This is a genomic window from Pseudomonas sp. GV085, assembly GCF_003050925.1.
In the GTDB taxonomy this organism is placed as follows: domain Bacteria; phylum Pseudomonadota; class Gammaproteobacteria; order Pseudomonadales; family Pseudomonadaceae; genus Aquipseudomonas.
The window spans coordinates 288,009-304,090 of sequence record NZ_QAOV01000006.1; the positions used below are offsets into that span (position 1 = coordinate 288,009).

At 59.8% G+C, this 16,082-nt stretch carries 18 protein-coding genes; 9 read left to right on the top strand and 9 right to left on the bottom strand.

Annotation, left to right across the window (positions count from 1 at the left end; all coding sequences use genetic code 11):
- Nucleotides 1-68 precede the first annotated feature (68 nt).
- The gene (locus C8K63_RS15510; protein WP_108217503.1) at nucleotides 69-593 is read right to left on the bottom strand and encodes an AAA family ATPase; all 525 of its coding nucleotides are present in this window, start codon (nucleotides 591-593) and stop codon (nucleotides 69-71) included.
- Nucleotides 590-1,153 (bottom strand): nicotinamide riboside transporter PnuC, encoded by a 564-nt coding sequence (gene pnuC / locus C8K63_RS15515; protein WP_108217504.1) that lies wholly within the window; start codon nucleotides 1,151-1,153, stop codon nucleotides 590-592. Before pnuC ends, C8K63_RS15510 begins: the two co-directional genes overlap by 4 nt.
- Before the next feature lie 496 nt (nucleotides 1,154-1,649).
- Here pnuC and C8K63_RS15520 point away from each other — a divergent pair, with 496 nt between their 5' ends.
- Nucleotides 1,650-2,480, top strand: coding sequence for an undecaprenyl-diphosphate phosphatase (locus C8K63_RS15520; RefSeq protein ID WP_108217505.1), 831 nt, complete (start codon nucleotides 1,650-1,652; stop codon nucleotides 2,478-2,480).
- Nucleotides 2,477-2,905 carry a DUF1294 domain-containing protein gene (locus C8K63_RS15525; protein ID WP_108217506.1) on the top strand — a complete coding sequence of 143 codons (429 nt, stop codon included), beginning with the start codon at nucleotides 2,477-2,479 and terminating at the stop codon, nucleotides 2,903-2,905. The genes C8K63_RS15520 and C8K63_RS15525 overlap by 4 nt, the downstream gene beginning before the upstream one ends.
- Nucleotides 2,906-2,916: 11 nt before the next feature.
- On the opposite strand, the gene C8K63_RS15530 is transcribed toward C8K63_RS15525, so the two are convergent.
- Nucleotides 2,917-3,276 carry an MmcQ/YjbR family DNA-binding protein gene (locus tag C8K63_RS15530; protein WP_108217507.1) on the bottom strand — a complete coding sequence of 120 codons (360 nt, stop codon included), beginning with the start codon at nucleotides 3,274-3,276 and terminating at the stop codon, nucleotides 2,917-2,919.
- The gene (locus tag C8K63_RS15535; RefSeq protein ID WP_108217508.1) at nucleotides 3,273-4,181 is read right to left on the bottom strand and encodes a LysR substrate-binding domain-containing protein; all 909 of its coding nucleotides are present in this window, start codon (nucleotides 4,179-4,181) and stop codon (nucleotides 3,273-3,275) included. The genes C8K63_RS15530 and C8K63_RS15535 overlap by 4 nt, the downstream gene beginning before the upstream one ends.
- 131 nt (nucleotides 4,182-4,312) lie before the next feature.
- On the opposite strand from C8K63_RS15535, the gene C8K63_RS15540 reads away from it, so the two are divergent.
- On the top strand, nucleotides 4,313-4,924 hold the full coding sequence (locus C8K63_RS15540) for an FMN-dependent NADH-azoreductase (protein WP_108217509.1): 612 nt from the start codon (nucleotides 4,313-4,315) through the stop codon (nucleotides 4,922-4,924).
- Between the two features lie 167 nt (nucleotides 4,925-5,091).
- Entirely contained in the window at nucleotides 5,092-6,129 is a 1,038-nt protein-coding gene (locus C8K63_RS15545) for a dienelactone hydrolase (protein ID WP_108217510.1), read from the top strand.
- A 113-nt stretch (nucleotides 6,130-6,242) separates the two neighbouring features.
- On the opposite strand, the gene C8K63_RS15550 is transcribed toward C8K63_RS15545, so the two are convergent.
- Both C8K63_RS15550 and C8K63_RS15555 read right to left on the bottom strand, forming a co-directional pair.
- The gene (locus C8K63_RS15550; RefSeq protein ID WP_108217511.1) at nucleotides 6,243-7,430 is read right to left on the bottom strand and encodes an MFS transporter; all 1,188 of its coding nucleotides are present in this window, start codon (nucleotides 7,428-7,430) and stop codon (nucleotides 6,243-6,245) included.
- Between the two features lie 213 nt (nucleotides 7,431-7,643).
- Nucleotides 7,644-9,230 carry an ABC-F family ATPase gene (locus C8K63_RS15555; RefSeq protein ID WP_108217586.1) on the bottom strand — a complete coding sequence of 529 codons (1,587 nt, stop codon included), beginning with the start codon at nucleotides 9,228-9,230 and terminating at the stop codon, nucleotides 7,644-7,646.
- A 375-nt stretch (nucleotides 9,231-9,605) separates the two neighbouring features.
- On the opposite strand from C8K63_RS15555, the gene lpxO reads away from it, so the two are divergent.
- The 4 genes from lpxO to ilvA all read left to right on the top strand — a co-directional run bounded on the left by lpxO (nucleotide 9,606) and on the right by ilvA (nucleotide 13,441).
- Entirely contained in the window at nucleotides 9,606-10,505 is a 900-nt protein-coding gene (gene lpxO, locus C8K63_RS15560; protein ID WP_108217587.1) for a lipid A hydroxylase LpxO, read from the top strand.
- 142 nt (nucleotides 10,506-10,647) lie between these two features.
- Nucleotides 10,648-10,989 carry a hypothetical protein gene (locus C8K63_RS15565; RefSeq protein WP_108217512.1) on the top strand — a complete coding sequence of 114 codons (342 nt, stop codon included), beginning with the start codon at nucleotides 10,648-10,650 and terminating at the stop codon, nucleotides 10,987-10,989.
- A 67-nt stretch (nucleotides 10,990-11,056) separates the two neighbouring features.
- On the top strand, nucleotides 11,057-12,220 hold the full coding sequence (locus C8K63_RS15570) for a PQQ-dependent sugar dehydrogenase (protein ID WP_108217513.1): 1,164 nt from the start codon (nucleotides 11,057-11,059) through the stop codon (nucleotides 12,218-12,220).
- A 207-nt stretch (nucleotides 12,221-12,427) separates the two neighbouring features.
- Nucleotides 12,428-13,441 (top strand): threonine ammonia-lyase, biosynthetic, encoded by a 1,014-nt coding sequence (gene ilvA, locus C8K63_RS15575; RefSeq protein ID WP_108217514.1) that lies wholly within the window; start codon nucleotides 12,428-12,430, stop codon nucleotides 13,439-13,441.
- A 64-nt stretch (nucleotides 13,442-13,505) separates the two neighbouring features.
- On the opposite strand, the gene eco is transcribed toward ilvA, so the two are convergent.
- Nucleotides 13,506-13,988, bottom strand: coding sequence for a serine protease inhibitor ecotin (eco, locus tag C8K63_RS15580; protein ID WP_108217515.1), 483 nt, complete (start codon nucleotides 13,986-13,988; stop codon nucleotides 13,506-13,508).
- A 283-nt stretch (nucleotides 13,989-14,271) separates the two neighbouring features.
- Here eco and C8K63_RS15585 point away from each other — a divergent pair, with 283 nt between their 5' ends.
- On the top strand, nucleotides 14,272-14,538 hold the full coding sequence (locus tag C8K63_RS15585; protein ID WP_108217516.1) for a DUF1652 domain-containing protein: 267 nt from the start codon (nucleotides 14,272-14,274) through the stop codon (nucleotides 14,536-14,538).
- Nucleotides 14,539-14,635: 97 nt separating this feature from the next.
- Here the strand turns inward: C8K63_RS15585 and C8K63_RS15590 are convergent, their stop codons facing one another.
- Together C8K63_RS15590 and C8K63_RS15595 are read right to left on the bottom strand one after the other, a co-directional pair.
- Entirely contained in the window at nucleotides 14,636-14,902 is a 267-nt protein-coding gene (locus C8K63_RS15590; protein ID WP_108217517.1) for a DUF2790 domain-containing protein, read from the bottom strand.
- Nucleotides 14,903-15,131: 229 nt separating this feature from the next.
- Nucleotides 15,132-16,076 (bottom strand): carbohydrate kinase, encoded by a 945-nt coding sequence (locus C8K63_RS15595; RefSeq protein WP_108217518.1) that lies wholly within the window; start codon nucleotides 16,074-16,076, stop codon nucleotides 15,132-15,134.
- Nucleotides 16,077-16,082: the final 6 nt, after the last annotated feature.

Consider the following 16,082-nt stretch of genomic DNA (forward strand, 5'->3'; position numbering starts at 1 on the left):
GTGTTTCAGGGCCGGACACTTTTCCCCGGGGGTTGGGGGGATGGTGGGGAAATTGCCCCGAACGCCGGTCAGGCATCGAGCAATCGGGTCACCGCGTCCAGTGCCTGGAAACGGCGTTCGGCCCAATCTCCCTGCAGTACTTGAACCGGTTGTGCGTGGCGCTCGAGCCAGGCCAGGGTCTGCTCGAAAAATGCCTGGCGCTCACTCAACCGGGGCTGGCAACGCTGGCCATCATCCTTCCAGTCGACCTGTTCCGGCGACAGCAGCAAGTGCAAGTCGTAATGCCGGGCCAGTAGCGCTTGTTCGATCCAGGCGGGGCAGTCGCCAAACAGGGTTTGGCTCCAGAGGATATTGCTCAGCAGGTGCGTGTCGAGGATCAGCAAAGACGGTTGTTGCGCCCGCGCCTGGTCTTCCCATGCCAATTGACCGCGGGCGATGTCCGCAATGTCGGCCAAGGTGGTGTCCCGCGGATTCTGCTCGATGAACCAGCGCACATACTCGTCGACCAGAATCCCGCCGAAACGCAGTTGCAACTCGGCCGCCAGCCAGCTTTTACCGCTGGATTCGGGGCCTGTGAGCACCAGGACTTTCATGCGTGCAATGCCGGATCGGCGCGCCATTCGCGCCAGCCCTGCACGGCGATCACGGTGAACAACCCGTACAGGGTGGCGGTCAGGTACAGGCCTTTATAGATGAACAACCCGACGAAAATCACATCCAGGGCGATCCACAGCGGCCAGCACTGGACACGTTTTTGCGCCATCCAGACTTGCGCCACCAGGCTGAATCCGGTCAGCGCCGCATCGAGCCAGGGTTGGGCAGCGTCGGTCCAGCGGACCATGGCCGCCCCCAGCAACAGGCTGCCGAGTGCGCCAATGGCAAGGCTCAACGCCACGGACCGAGTGTCGAGCCGACTGACTTCGCGGCCATGGGTCGTTTCACCCATCCGCGTCCACTGCCACCAACCGTAAAGCTGTAAGGCGGCATAGACGACTTGCAGCAGCATGTCCGAATACAGCTTCACCTCAAAAAAGATCCAGCTGTAGAGCAACACCATGACCAGGCCGATGGGCCAGCACCAAGGGTTCTGTTTGACTGTCAACCAGACGGCAATGACACCGAGGGCGGCGGCAAACAGTTCAAGCCCGGACATGGAGGCTCCTTGGGAAAATCGAAAAGGGCACGGATTGTAACCGGATCGGCACGGAGATTCCTGTAGGGAGATGTGGACCTGTGGGAGCTTGCTCCGGGCGGCGATCCGACGATGGACGCCAGGACGCCGCGGTTTGTCAGGTTCTGCGCATTATCGTTGGCGTTTTTTCGCGAGCGAGCTCGCTCCTACAGGAGGTGTTCATAACGCGGTCACTGCGGATTCTTGTTCCTGTCATAAACCATTGCCAGCATCCAGCCACGCGTTGCCGCACGCGCCTGAGCGAGCGGCGGCCGATAACGCGGCAGCGCCAATCGGACTTGTCTGGTAGGATTTCGGCCCCGCGCGGATAAACCCGAATCAGGATTGTTTTTTCACAGGATTTTTACGGTTCTGTGGTGATCCTTGATGCGTGGGGCTTCAGCTACGCTGATCGCAATTAAAGCTTTTGAAAAATACTAACGGGGCATGCCAATGCGCATAGCCTTTTGGGGGATTGATGGATCTTTGGACCGCCTTTCAGGCATTGATTCTTGGGGTTGTAGAAGGGCTGACCGAATTCCTGCCCATTTCCAGTACCGGCCACCAGATCATCGTGGCCGACTTGCTCGGTTTCGGGGGTGAGCGGGCGATGGCGTTCAACATCATTATTCAGCTGGGTGCCATCCTGGCAGTGGTGTGGGAGTTTCGACGCAAGATATTCGACGTGGTCATCGGTCTGCCGACCCAGCCGGGCGCCCGGCGGTTTACCGCGAACCTGTTGATCGCGTTCTTGCCGGCCGTGGTGTTGGGCGTGATCTTCGCCGATTTGATCCACGAATACCTGTTCAACCCGATCACCGTGGCAACGGCGCTGGTCGTGGGCGGGATCATCATGTTGTGGGCCGAGCGCCGTCAGCATGAAGTACACGCCGAAACGGTGGATGACATCACCTGGAAAGATGCCCTGAAAGTCGGCTTCGCCCAATGCCTGGCCATGATTCCGGGCACTTCGCGTTCGGGCTCGACGATCATTGGCGGGTTGCTGTTCGGCCTGTCGCGCAAGACCGCTACCGAGTTCTCGTTCTTCCTGGCGATGCCAACCATGGTCGGCGCAGCGGTGTACTCTGGCTATAAATACCGCCACCTGTTTGTCCCGGCGGATTTCCCGGTGTTCGCGATCGGTTTCGTCACCGCGTTCGTCTTCGCGATGATCGCGGTCCGCGGGTTGCTCAAGTTCATCGCCAACCACAGCTATGCGGCGTTTGCCTGGTATCGCATTGTGTTCGGCCTGATCATCCTGGCGACCTGGCAATTCGGTTGGGTCGACTGGAGCGCGGTCAAGCCGTGAGTGACTCAAGCGCGCGCAATAACCCCGGGCGCCAGCCCGGGGGACAGATCCGCCATTCACGGTTGAAGTGGCTGGTGTTTGCAATCCTGTGCGCGTTGCCGCTGTCGGGTTCGGTGTCGTCATGGCTGCACGGGGAGTCGCTGATTCCCCTGGCGGCCTACGGCATCGTCAGCGTCGTGACGTTTTTGCTGTACTGGAGCGACAAGCGCAAGGCTCGCGCCGAGCAATGGCGCACGCCAGAGAATGTCCTGCATGCGCTGGAGTTCGCCGGAGGCTGGCCCGGTGCCTTGCTGGCCCAGCAAGCATTTCGGCACAAAACCCGCAAAGTCTCGTACCAGTTGGTGTTCTGGATCATCGTGCTACTGCACCAGGTGTTCTGGATCGATCACCTGTTCCTCGGCGCACACCTGTTCGCCTTGTTCTGATCAACAAGGCCCTAAAGCAACAGTCCGACTTGAGTGCGCTTTGGCAGTCTGCTCACCACCAACTGGTGGGAACGCTGCAGCAATCCCTGTAGCTCTTCGCTACCGAGCGGGTAGGGCGTCTCCATGATGATCCACTGGGCGCGCGCCAGATAAGGCGCCGGATGAATCCCCGGTCGGTCGCAATGGCCGAGAAACAGATCCTTGTCGACCTTGAAGGCCAGGGAATCACCCCGCAGGCCCTGCAACGCGAACATCTTGTTCCCGGCAATCGAAAACACCCGTACGCCTCCCCATTTATAATCTTCCCGCGCTCCCGGCAGGGCGAGGCAAAACTTCGCGACATCCTCTTCGCTCATCCGTCCGGCTTTCATAACAATCGTTCCCCACAGGCATTGAAGGATTCGACCAAATGGTCAATCCAGGCGCGTACCGCCGGCATCACCCCGCGTCGATGAGGATAGACCGCTTGCAGCCAGCCACCGGGCAATGACCACTCGGGTAGCAACTGCACCAGCGAGCCGTTTTCCAGCTCCTGCTCGCAATACATCATGGGCAGCATCGTAAAACCCAGACCGGAGAGGGTGCTGGCCTTGCGCACGATAAAGTCATCGATACCCAGCCGGGCCTCGAGCGCGAGTTCACAACTTTTGCCTTTTTGATCCAGCAGGCGGATGTGCACCAGGCGGTCGGGCTCCAGGGCGCCGAGCACCGGCAGGCTTTTCAGATCCTCGGGGTGGTTGATCTCACGGCCAACGAGGAAACCGGGGCTGGCGACCATCAGCATCTGCGCCTGACGTAGCCGGCGGGTGACCAGCAGCGGGTCTTCGTCGCCCAGTTCGCGCACACGCAGGGCCACGTCAATGCCTTCGTTCACCAGGTCGACCCGCCGGTTGAGCAGCATCACCTCCAGCTGGACTTGTGGAAACCGTTCCAGAAAGTCGCTGATCACCCCCGGCAATATTTCGTGGGCCAGCCCGACCGGGCAGGACACCCGCAAACGCCCGCGGGGCTCGCTGGACATGCTGGCGACGGCCTCGTCGGCCATTTCCGCCTCCAGCAGCATCGCCTGGCAGTGCCTGAGGTAGCGCTCACCCACAGCGGTCAATTTCAGCTGTCGGGTGGTGCGTTGCAGCAAGCGAGCGCCAAGGCGTTCTTCCAGTTCGGCGATGCGCCGTGACAATCGGGACTTGGGGATGCCCAGCAAACGCCCGGCTGCCGCGAAACCACCGGCTTCCACCACTTTGGCGAAGTAATACAGGTCGTTGAGGTCTTGCATGATGTGAACCTGATTGTTCTATCTGTGAGACGAACTATCGCATTATTGCCGTCTAATCAGCTATTGGTTTCGTCTGTAGGATTAGTCCCATCAGATCGCCCTTGTGGGCGATCCTCACTTGGAGATCCCACATGAAACTGCTGCATATCGATTCGAGCATCCTGGGCGACAACTCGGCTTCCCGTCAGCTGAGCGGCGAAGTCGTCAAAGCCTGGCAAGCCGCCGAGCCTACTGCCGTGGTGACCTATCGCGACCTGGCCGCCGACGCCATCAGCCACTTTTCCGCCACTACCCTGGTCGCCGCCGGCACCACCGCTGAACTGCGCAATGCCGCACAACAGCATGAAGCCGAACTGAGCGCCTCGACCCTGGCCGAATTCCTGGCTGCCGATGCCGTGGTGATTGCAGCACCAATGTACAACTTCACCATCCCGACTCAACTGAAGGCCTGGATCGACCGCATCGCCGTCGCCGGTCAGACCTTCCGTTACACCGAAGCCGGCCCTGAAGGCCTGTGCGGCGGCAAGAAAGTGGTGATCGTCTCGACTTCCGGTGGCATGCACGCCGGTCAGGCAAGCGGTGTTGCCCACGAAGAATATTTGAAGCTGCTGTTCGGTTTCATCGGCATCACCGACATCGAAATCGTCCGCGCCGAAGGCCTGGCTTACGGTGACGAGGTGCGCAACAAAGCCATGAGCGCTGCTCATGCGCAAATCAGCGAGCAATTGTTCGCCGCTGCGTAAGGCTTGCGTAAAGAACTCAACCGTTCCGGTACAGCCCCAAAAAACTCTGTATTCTGGTTACGCAAGTACCAGCTACGGAGTTTTTTGTTTCTGGTCGTTTCAGATTATGGCCCGACTTATGCAGTCAAGGGCTTACGTCTCAAGTCCGGTAACAGGTGGGGCATCCCATGGTGCGTCTTTGTGCAACTTTGCTGATTTGCCTGCTCAGCAGCCTGAATACAGTGCACGCCGCGCCTGCGCCGCATCCTCACTGGAGCGTCGGCTTCCATGAGATGACTTTTCTCGACCCACTGGACCTGCAGCCGATGCGCGCCATCGCCTTTTATCCGTCCAGTGATAGGGAGCACACCAGCAAGCTCGAGGGTTACACCGTCGAAGCCGGGGAGGACACCAAAGTCGCCCTTGGCCGGTTCCCGATGCTGATGCTGTCCCACGGTAACACCGGCACCCCCTTGGCCCTGCACGACCTTGCCACGTCGCTGGCGCGAAAGGGTTTTGTCGTAGTGGCGGTGATTCACCCCGGTGACAACTCCAGGGACCACAGCCGACTCGGTACCTTGAGTAACCTGTACGGCCGGCCGATCCAGATTTCCGAAGCCATTACCGCTACCTTGGGCGATCGTATGCTGTCGCCGTTCGTCAATGCCGAGCAGGTAGGGGTCATCGGTTACTCGGCCGGTGGCGAGACCGCATTGATTCTGTCCGGTGCGACCCCGGACCTGGATCGCCTGCGCCGTTATTGCCAGGAGCGCCCGGATGACCGCGATGCCTGCAACACCCAGGGTGAACTGATTGTCGACCGCGACGACCTGCAACCGGTGGCCGATCCTCGCGTCCACGCCTTGATGCTGATGGCGCCTTTGAGCCTGAAGTTCGGCCGCCACACCCTGGCCGATGTACATGTGCCGGTGCTGCTTTACAGCGGCGATGGCGACAAGCTGGTGGCTGTCGACAAGAACGCTGCGGCACTGGCGCGCAAACTGCCGACAGCGCCTGACTTCAAGCTGCTGGCCGGGGCAGGGCATTTCGTGTTCATGGCGCCGTGCAATGACGAGCAGATCGTGATCATGCCCGCGCTGTGCACCGATGCCGATGGCGTCGATCGGCAAGATATACACCGCAATTTGATCTCTGAAGCCGGAAGGTTCTTCTCGCGCACCCTGGGCAGAGCGACCCGGGCGGGGATGCAAACCGCCGATCAATAATGTGCGCGCGGCCCTTTAGGAGCGAGCTTGCTCCGGGCGGCGTTCCGACGAAGACGGTGGATCAGCCAGGAATGATGTTGTCTGACACTCCCTCTTCGCGAGCAAGCTCGCTCCTACAGGTCACTGCGACGCTTGAGTAGCAGGGTCAACCCCAACCCCGTCACCGACAACAACGCCGCACTGAAGAAAATCCACACATAACCCAGGTTCAACGCCACTGCGCCCATCAACGGGCCGGCGATGGCCAGCGCCAGGTCAAAAAACACCGCATAAGCACTCAAGCCCGCGCCACGGCTGGAGTTGGGCACCTGTTTGATGGCCTCGACACCCAGCGCCGGGTACACCAGGGACAGGCCGAACCCGGTCAGACCGGCGCCAATGAGCGCATACGCGGTCGAAGGTGCCAGCCATAGCAGCACCAGGCCAACCGTCTCGATGCCCATGCAGGCAATGGCCGACGTGAACCCGCCGAATCGGCTGATGGCGGAAATGAACAGCAGTCGCGACAGAATGAAACACACGCCAAACACAGTCAGGCAGTAGGCCGCGCCGGTCCAGCCGCGATTGAGATAGTACAGGGTGATAAAGGTCGTCAGGGTGCCGTAGCCAATGGACGCCAGGCTCAGGCTCGCGCCAAACGGCGCAATACGTCCAAACACCGCCCAGAACGGCAGGCGCTCACCGCGTACCACCGGCACCGAAGGCTTGTTGCGAATCAGCAACAGTGCGGCCAGGGCCAGCAGCGACAGGGCAATGCCCAGGCTGGCGAAACCGAGCTGTTGCACCATCACCACACCGAGCGGCGCACCGATGGCAATCGCCCCATAGGACGCGATGCCGTTCCAGGAAATCGACCGCGCGGTATGCTCGGCACCGACCTGGCCCATGCACCAACTGATGGTGCCGACGCCGATCAATCCTTGGGCGATCCCCAGCAACAGGCGCCCGGCGATCAGGATCAGCAGGCTGAGCAAGGGAAAGCCTTGCAACAGGGTCGACAGCAAGGTCAGCACGCCGCTGAGCACAATCCCCGACAAGCCGTAGATGATTGCGCGCTTGGTGCCAACATTGTCGGACATCCGCCCGGCCATGGGCCGGCTGAGCAGGGTGGCGAGGTATTGCGAGCCGATGGTCAACCCGGCCACGATGGCGCTGAACCCGAGCTGCTCGTGGACATAACCCGGCAGTACCGCAATCGGCAAACCGATGCAGAGGAAGGCGATGAAGGTATAGAAGACGATGGAGACGATCTGCAGGGTGATCGCCATGGAGCTTTGCGGGGCAATTTGCTGCACAGACATGAGGGCTCGTTCGCGGGCGGCGGTGGGAGAACTGCATCATGGCGTGGCGGTGGGATAAAAGAAAGCAGGCTAACTATATCTCATGGGCTACCTCACTGTAGGAGCGAGCTCGCTCGCGATGGACGACAACGATAACGCGCTCAACCTGAATGAACGCGTTATCCAGACGTTTTTCGCGAGCGAGCTCGCTCCTACAAGTGCAGCGAGGTCGCTTTAGAACACCACACCCTGACTACGCAGGTAGTCGTCGTAGGTGCCGCTGAAGTCGGTTACGCCGTTAGGGCTCAACTCGATGATGCGGGTGGCCAGGGACGATACGAACTCACGGTCGTGGCTGACGAAGATCAGCGTGCCCGGATAGTTCTCCAGCGCCAGGTTCAGCGACTCGATGGATTCCATGTCCAAGTGGTTGGTCGGTTCGTCCATCACCAGTACGTTCGGCTTTTGCAGGATCAGCTTGCCGAACAGCATGCGACCTTGTTCACCACCGGAAATCACCTTGACCGACTTGAGGATCTCGTCGTTGGAGAACAGCATCCGGCCCAGTGTGCCGCGAATGATCTGCTCGCCCTGGGTCCACTGGCCCATCCAGTCGAACAGGCTGACGTCGTCTTCGAAGTCGTGGGCATGGTCCTGGGCGTAGTAGCCCAGCTCCGCGCTTTCGGTCCATTTCACGGAACCGGCGTCCGGTGTCAGCTCACCCATCAGGGTGCGCAGCAGGGTGGTCTTGCCGATACCGTTCGGGCCGATGATCGCTACGCGCTCGCCAGCTTCGACGGTGAAGCTGAAGTTCTTGAACAGGGTCTTGCCATCGAAGCCCTTGGACATCTGCTCGATGGTCACGGCCTGGCGGTGCAGTTTCTTGGTCTGTTCGAAGCGGATGAATGGGCTCACGCGGCTCGATGGCTTGACTTCGGCCAGCTGGATCTTGTCGATCTGCTTGGCACGGGACGTGGCCTGCTTGGCTTTCGAGGCGTTGGCCGAGAAGCGGCTGACGAAGGTCTGCAGTTCGGAGATCTGCGCTTTCTTCTTGGCGTTGTCCGACAGCAGTTGCTCGCGGGACTGGGTCGCCGCGGTCATGTACTCGTCGTAGTTGCCCGGGAACAGGCGCAACTCACCGTAGTCCAGGTCGGCCATGTGAGTGCAGACGCTGTTAAGGAAGTGACGGTCGTGGGAAATGATGATCATGGTGCTGTTACGCGCCTTGAGGATCGTTTCCAGCCAGCGGATGGTGTTGATGTCCAGGTGGTTGGTCGGTTCGTCGAGCAACAGCACTTCCGGATCGGAGAACAGTGCCTGAGCGAGCAACACCCGCAGTTTCCAGCCCGGAGCCACTTCGGACATCGGACCGAAATGCTGTTCCAGGGGGATACCCAGGCCCAGCAGCAGTTCACCGGCACGGGATTCGGCGGTGTAGCCATCCATTTCGGCGAATTCGGTTTCCAGCTCGGCCACGGCCATGCCGTCTTCTTCGCTCATTTCCGGCAGCGAGTAGATGCGGTCGCGCTCGGCCTTGACCTTCCACAGCTCTTCGTGACCCATGATCACGGTGTCGATCACGTTGAATTCTTCGTAGGCGAACTGGTCCTGGCGCAATTTACCCAGGCGCACGTTCGGTTCCAGCATGACCTGGCCGCCGGACGGCTCGAGGTCATCGCCGAGAATCTTCATGAAGGTCGACTTGCCGCAACCGTTGGCGCCGATCAGACCGTAACGGTTGCCACCGTTGAACTTGACCGAAACGTTTTCGAAGAGCGGCTTGGCGCCGAACTGCATCGTGATGTTAGCTGTAGAAATCAAAGGTTTTTCCTGCGAAGCATTCAGAGTAGCCAGGGTTGCGGCAGTACCGCGCTTGACCCGAATCAAAGTGCGCTGAAAGCGGGTTTTCCCGTCATCAGCGAAGAGGCACGTAAAGTTTGGCGGCAATTGTACTGGTCTGGCTCTTTAAACGATAGGGCGTTGAGACCACTGCAACGCTTTGGCGGATTTTGCGGACACATTTTCGCAGTTGCAGGTTAACCATTGGTTACAAACTGTGGCTAAAATGCCATCCATCAGCCGAAAACCGACCATCGGCTAGGCTTGATGGCACTAAGGGGCCGCTGTTTCGTAACCAGTCGCTGCACAAGACCCGGGAGGGCGCAGCTTGTTTACTTCCGATCTGTGACGATTTCCGTGAAACTCATCATTGCCGTTATCTACGTTGTCTGCATTGCGTATGTCCACCTGCGCGGTCAGGTGCGCCACAAGCTGGGCCGCCAGTTGAGTGATCACTCGACGTTTCTGGCGCCGATCAATTGCTTTCTTTATCTGTTTTCGAAAATCCCCAACAAGCCTTATCTCGACCCGGCCGACTTTCCCGACCTGAGCCCGCTGCAGGCGCATTGGGAAGAAATTCGTGCCGAAGGCCAGAACTTGCTTCACACCGGCGAGATCAAGCGCTCGAATCAATACGATGACGTCGGTTTCAACTCGTTTTTCAAGACCGGCTGGAAGCGCTTCTATCTCAAGTGGTACGGCGACAGCCACCCGTCGGCGATGAAACTCTGCCCGCGTACCACTGAGCTGGTACAGGGCATTGGCTCGATCAAGGCGGCGATGTTCGCCGAGCTGCCCCCGGGCTCCAGACTGGTGCGCCATCGCGATCCGTACGCCGGTTCGTACCGTTATCACCTGGGCCTGGAAACCCCCAACGCTGCCGGCTGCTACATCAATGTCGATGGCCAGAACTACCATTGGCGCGATGGCGAAGCGGTGATGTTCGATGAGACCTACATTCATTACGCAGAGAACACCACGCCGCACAATCGCATCATCTTGTTCTGCGACGTCGAGCGGCCGATGAAATATCGCTGGGTTGTGGCATTCAATCGCTGGTTCAGCCGCACAGTCATGTCGGCGGCAGGCGCGCCGAACGAGGCGGGCGACAGGACCGGCGGGCTCAATCGGCTGTTCAGCAGGATCTACAAGGTTCGCCTGCACGGCAAACAACTGAAAAAGCGCAATCGCACGCTTTACTACCTTGCAAAGTGGTCGATCTTTGCCGGGCTGCTGGCGGTCTTTATTCTGATTTGAGGGGGGATGTTCGGGCTGCTGATGTCATCGTCGGAACATCCAGCCTGTTACATCTTGCCGGGGAGGTTTTTGTTAACAAAACCGAACCCCGGGCGTAGCGTGGTATCGAAGTCCTTATCCACGCGACGTAGAGAGGCACCCCATGAACCGATACGTGTTTGGCGCCATTGTGCTGGCCTTGAGTGCCATATTGGGCTCTCTGGCCGATGCCTCTGCTGCGTTGCAATTGGCCCAGAACCTGCCGGGCCGCACCAACAACAATCCTTACAACAGTCCGATCCACCGGGCCAACCCCAACAGCATGCAAGGCACTCAACCCAGCGCCCCGGCCATACGCGGACCCAATACCGTGCCGGTCCAGCGCTCGCCGACACTGGACAACGGTGGCATCGGTAATCGCTATCCCGACCGGACCGCTCCCGCCAGCCCTCCGAAATTCATTCCCAATCCTGCCCCGCGAGACACCGGCAGCAACAACCGTTGAGTAGCAGGCATCACCTCTGCCCGCTATTTTTCACCAAACCTCATGTCTATCGGAAAAGGAATCCTGAATGTTGCGCAAAAACCTCTTGGCAACCCTCTGTGCCAGCGTATTGATCAGCACCACTGTTCCTGTGCTTGCCGCACCCGCCTGGACGATGAAAAGCGAAGCAGGCACCCTCGAGGTCACCCCCGTCGTGACGGGGCTGGAGCACCCGTGGGCCCTGGCATTCCTGCCGGATCGTAAAGGCATGCTGGTAACCGAACGACCCGGCAACCTGCGATGGGTGACCGCCGACGGCAAGCTGTCAGCGCCGCTCAATGGCGTGCCAACGGTCTGGGCCAAGGGGCAGGGCGGCTTGCTGGACGTGGCGTTGTCACCGGATTTCAAGCAGGACCGGACGGTCTATCTGTCCTATGCCGAAGGGGGTGGTGAGGACAACAAGGCCGGTACTGCGGTGGGGCGCGGCCGGCTCTGCGACGATATGACGGCGCTCAAGGACTTCCACGTGATCCTGCGTCAGGAACCCAAACTCTCGGTGGGCAACCATTTCGGCTCGCGGCTGGTGTTCGATCGCGACGGCTACCTGTTCGTGACCCTGGGGGAAAACAACGACCGCCCGACCGCCCAGGACCTCGACAAACTGCAGGGCAAAGTGGTGCGGATCTACCCGGACGGCACGGTGCCCAAGGACAACCCCTTTGTCGGCCAAGCCAACGTGCGCCCGGAGATCTGGTCCTACGGCCAGCGCAATCCGCAAGGCGCGGCGCTCAACCCGTGGAACGGCACACTCTGGGAAAACGAACATGGCCCCCGGGGCGGCGATGAAATCAACATCATCGAGCGTGGCAAGAACTACGGCTGGCCGCTGGCGACCCATGGCATCAACTACTCCGGTCTACCGATTCCCGAAGCGAAGGGTGATACCGTCGAGGGCACCGTTGCCCCGAACCATGTCTGGGAAAAATCCCCGGGCCTGAGTGGCATGGCGTTCTACGATGCCGACCGTTTCAAGGCCTGGCAACGCAACGTGTTTATCGGCGCGTTGGTCAGCCAGGAACTGATCCGCCTGGAGTTCGATGGCGACAAGGTCGTGCACGAGGAGCGTTTGCTCGGTGAGTTGAAAAAACGCATTCGCGATGTGCGACAGGGGCCGGATGGCTATTTGTATGTGCTGACCGATGAGGAGAACGGTGGCGTTTACAAAGTCGGGTTGAAGTTGCCGGCTGACTAAAGGCATCTACAAAAACTTGCCATTGACTTGCTACCACCGCCCGGCTAATTTCGAGCCATGACTTCCACCGTATTGCGCTGCCAGCCAAGCATTATTACCGCCATTCCTCATTTGGCGGGCTAGCTCACGACTGCAGCACCCAACCCGCCCTTGAGGCGGGTTTTTACTTTCTGTCTCCCGGGCCCCGATCAATGTCAGGAGACGACCATGAGTTTTACAGCCGATCAACAAGCCCTGCTTGAGCGCTACGTGAAAAAAATCCTTGTCGCGCCGGTGTATGAACTGGCTGTGCGCACGCCGTTGCAAGCGGCGCCGGCCTTGTCTGTAGCCTTGGGTAATCAGATCCTGCTCAAGCGCGAAGACTTGCAACCGACCTTTTCCTTCAAGATCCGCGGCGCCTACAACAAGCTGGTGCAACTGAGCGAGGCGCAAAAGACTCGTGGTGTGGTCACGGCTTCTGCCGGCAATCATGCGCAGGGCGTGGCGCTGGCGGCACGGGAATTGGGGATCAACGCGACTATCGTCATGCCCTGCACGACGCCGCAATTGAAGGTCATCGGGGTGCGCAGTCGCGGCGCCGATGCGGTGTTGCACGGCGAAAGTTTTCCGTTTGCACTGGCCTATGCGCTGGATCTGGCCCGGGAAACCGGTCGCACCTTTGTTTCGCCCTTCGACGATCCGCAAGTGATCGCGGGGCAAGGCACGGTGGCCATGGAAATCCTGCGCCAGCATCAAGGGCCGCTGGATGCGATCTTCGTGCCGGTGGGTGGCGGGGGGCTGATCGCAGGCATCGCCGCTTACGTCAAATACTTGCGGCCCGAGGTGCGCATCATCGGCGTCGAGTCGGAGCATTCCGCGTGCCTGCAAGCCGCGTTGCTCACCGGTGAGCGAGTGATCCTGCCCAGCGTCGGCACCTTCGCCGACGGGGTGGCGGTGGCACAGATCGGCGCTTACGGGTTTGAGGTCTGCCGGTTTTGCGTCGATGAGGTGGTGACGGTCAGCAACGATGAGCTTTGCGCCGCGATCAAGAATATCTATGACGATACCCGCTCGATCACCGAACCTTCCGGCGCGCTGGCGGTGGCCGGGATCAAAAAGTACGTGGCACAGAGCGGCGCTCGTGGTCAGACCCTGGTCGCCATCGACTCGGGTGCCAACATCAATTTCGACAGCCTGGGGCATGTGGCCGAGCGAGCTGCGTTGAGTGGCGCTGCGGCATGAGTCTCGGGCAGGCCGACAGCGGGCGCCGCAAGCGGGCGCCACGGGGGTCCGCCGGATGGCCGGGTTATTCCTGAGTGGCTTTCTCGACCTTGTTCGACGCCGACCAGATTCGGTAGCGCACTTCGATGTTCTTGGGTACGTACAGCACGAGTGGCAGCTTGCTGTTGTAACGCAGCAGAAAGCCGTCACCGACCACCGGTACAAAATCCTGTTTGCGCGTGCCGTCCGGGCAGGCCATCAGCGTGCTCATCGGGCCAATGACGTTTTCCAGGCGATAGAACGGGTAGCCCCAGCCCTCGAGATTCTTCTCTTCGAGGATGCCACCCAGACGCGGGTTATTGCAGTCGATGGTCATCATCTTGCCGGCCAGGATCTCGACCTGGAAGTCGTTTTCCCGGAGCTGTGGCGCGAGGTGGATCACCTGGCGGGTAAACCCGCTTTCGGCCTTTGGATAGGGCGCGGTGTCTTCGAGTTTGGCGGCGTGTGCCAGACCCGTCAGTCCGAGAGCGAATAACCCGAGTGTCGCGTGTGCAGTCAAAGAACTCATGGTTGCCTCCTTGCTTGAATTGAAGGGCGGCATTCTCACTGCCATGTGCAGTGAAAGCAAACCTGCAGCGCCCAGCATGCAAATTGCACGATCACAAGGGGTGCTTTTTTGCAAACTGCATGACAGGTTCAACGGGTGACTTGCCTAAACCCTTGAATTACCGATGAGCTGCACGGCGAAATTCAGGGCATGCCTTATGCTGTAGCTGTCCTTGAAGCTTGCCGGGATTTCATATGAGCGAGCATTGACCGTTATTGGCAGTCTCACATAGGAGGGAGCCGCCATGTTTCTTTCTGCCTTGGAACTTCGCAACATCATCGAAAGCAGTTTTCTGCCCAAACGCTGCCAGTGCACGCTGTCACCGGATCTGTCGATGACCGTCAAGGTCTATGCAGACGGGCAAACCGATCACTTGGATCTATTGGTCACCGGCATTGATGCTTCCGGGCTCAATGGTTGCCGGGAAATCAACGAGTTGATTACCCAACTGCGTTCCAGACAGCATCACGTAGAGGTCGAGCCGCACTCGATGCTGGGCAAAGCGCTTTAACCTGCGGTTTCGAGTTGCACCGACACGCGCCGGGTCTGGAAGAACGCCAGGCCCAGCGCCAGTTCAACGGCAACCGCCAGCAAATCAGACTTTTCGGTCAGCCCTGATTCTCGCAGGCGTCGGAAAGTTTACGGTAGGTAATTTCTGCGGGTTTTCCCCTGTCATCGATGTACTTCATCTCGGCATTTACCACTTTGCACTCAAGGGTGTCCGGCTCGGTCAGTGAAATCACTTTGCTGACATGCAATGGCATGCCGTAGTGATAGGGCACGGCTTGAGAGTCAGTGGTGTCATTGGCCTGAGCCAGGCCGGCAAACGCGGTGCAGGCGAGGGCGGCGGTAACCAGCAGGGTGCGAGTGTTCATCTGCGATCTCCGGTGCGGACGGAAAGTCAGTTCGATGTGTGGCTTGTCGAACCTGCCGCACTGGGCGTCAGAACAGTCTGAGGGCGTGCGGTCCAGTGAAGTGTTGGACCGCACGGTTAAACGAGGGTTAACCCGGCTTAAACGCCGCCTGTCGCGGATGCGCGATCCTGTGTATCAGTTAAGACCATCGGGCGCCTGATGGAAAGTCATCGCGAGCAGGCCCTCGAATTCAGCGCAAATCCAGTTGCTTGCGATAAGGCAAATCCGGCCCGGTCTTGCTGCACGTCAGCGCCGCCGCCTGGACCGCGAACTTCAGCATGCGGTCGATCTGCTCGCGGCCAAGTTGCTTCACACCCTCCACCGAATCCAGCTGCTGTTCGGTCAGCCAGGTAATCAGCGCCGCCTGAAAGGTATCGCCCGCGCCCACAGTGTCGGCGATTTTTACCTCACAGGCAGGAGCCGACCACGAGCCGTGGGTCCGGCTAAACACGCTGGCGCCTTCGCCACCCCGGGTCAGGAACACCAGCTGACAACGGTGCTGTAACCAGCCTTCGATCACCCGCGCCGGATCCTGGTCGGGATACAGCAGATGCAGGTCCTCGTCGCTGACCTTGATCAGGTCAGCCAGCTCCACCAGCGTCGCGATCCGGTTACGCCACAGGTCAATGTCCGGCTGCGGATTCAGGCGCACGTTCGGATCGAGGCTGATCAGGCGCCTGCCGCTTTCCCGGCGCACCAGCGCCAATAGGGTGTCGGCAATCGGCTGCACCACCAGGGAAAACGAGCCGATATGCAGGCCGCGCACCTCAGGCCCGAGTGCCGGCAGGTGCTGCGGTTGCAATTGTCGATCCGCGCAGCCCTCGCCACGGAAGCTGTACTGCGGCGAGCCATTGGCCCCCACGGCGACCATCGCCAGGGTGGTCGGCGCAGCAAAATCCAGCAGGTAGTCCTGGCACACGCCTTCATCTTGTAACACTTGCAGCAGGCGACGGCCCAGGTAGTCGGTGGACAACCCGGCCAACAGCGCCGCGTCCACGCCCAATCGGCGCAAGCCCACCGCCACATTGAACGGCGAACCACCGGCAATGGCTTTGAAGTTCACTTTGGAAGCCACACCGCTGGCGTCGTTTTCACTGAAAAAATCGAACAGCGCTTCGCCACACACCAGGTACATAGTTAT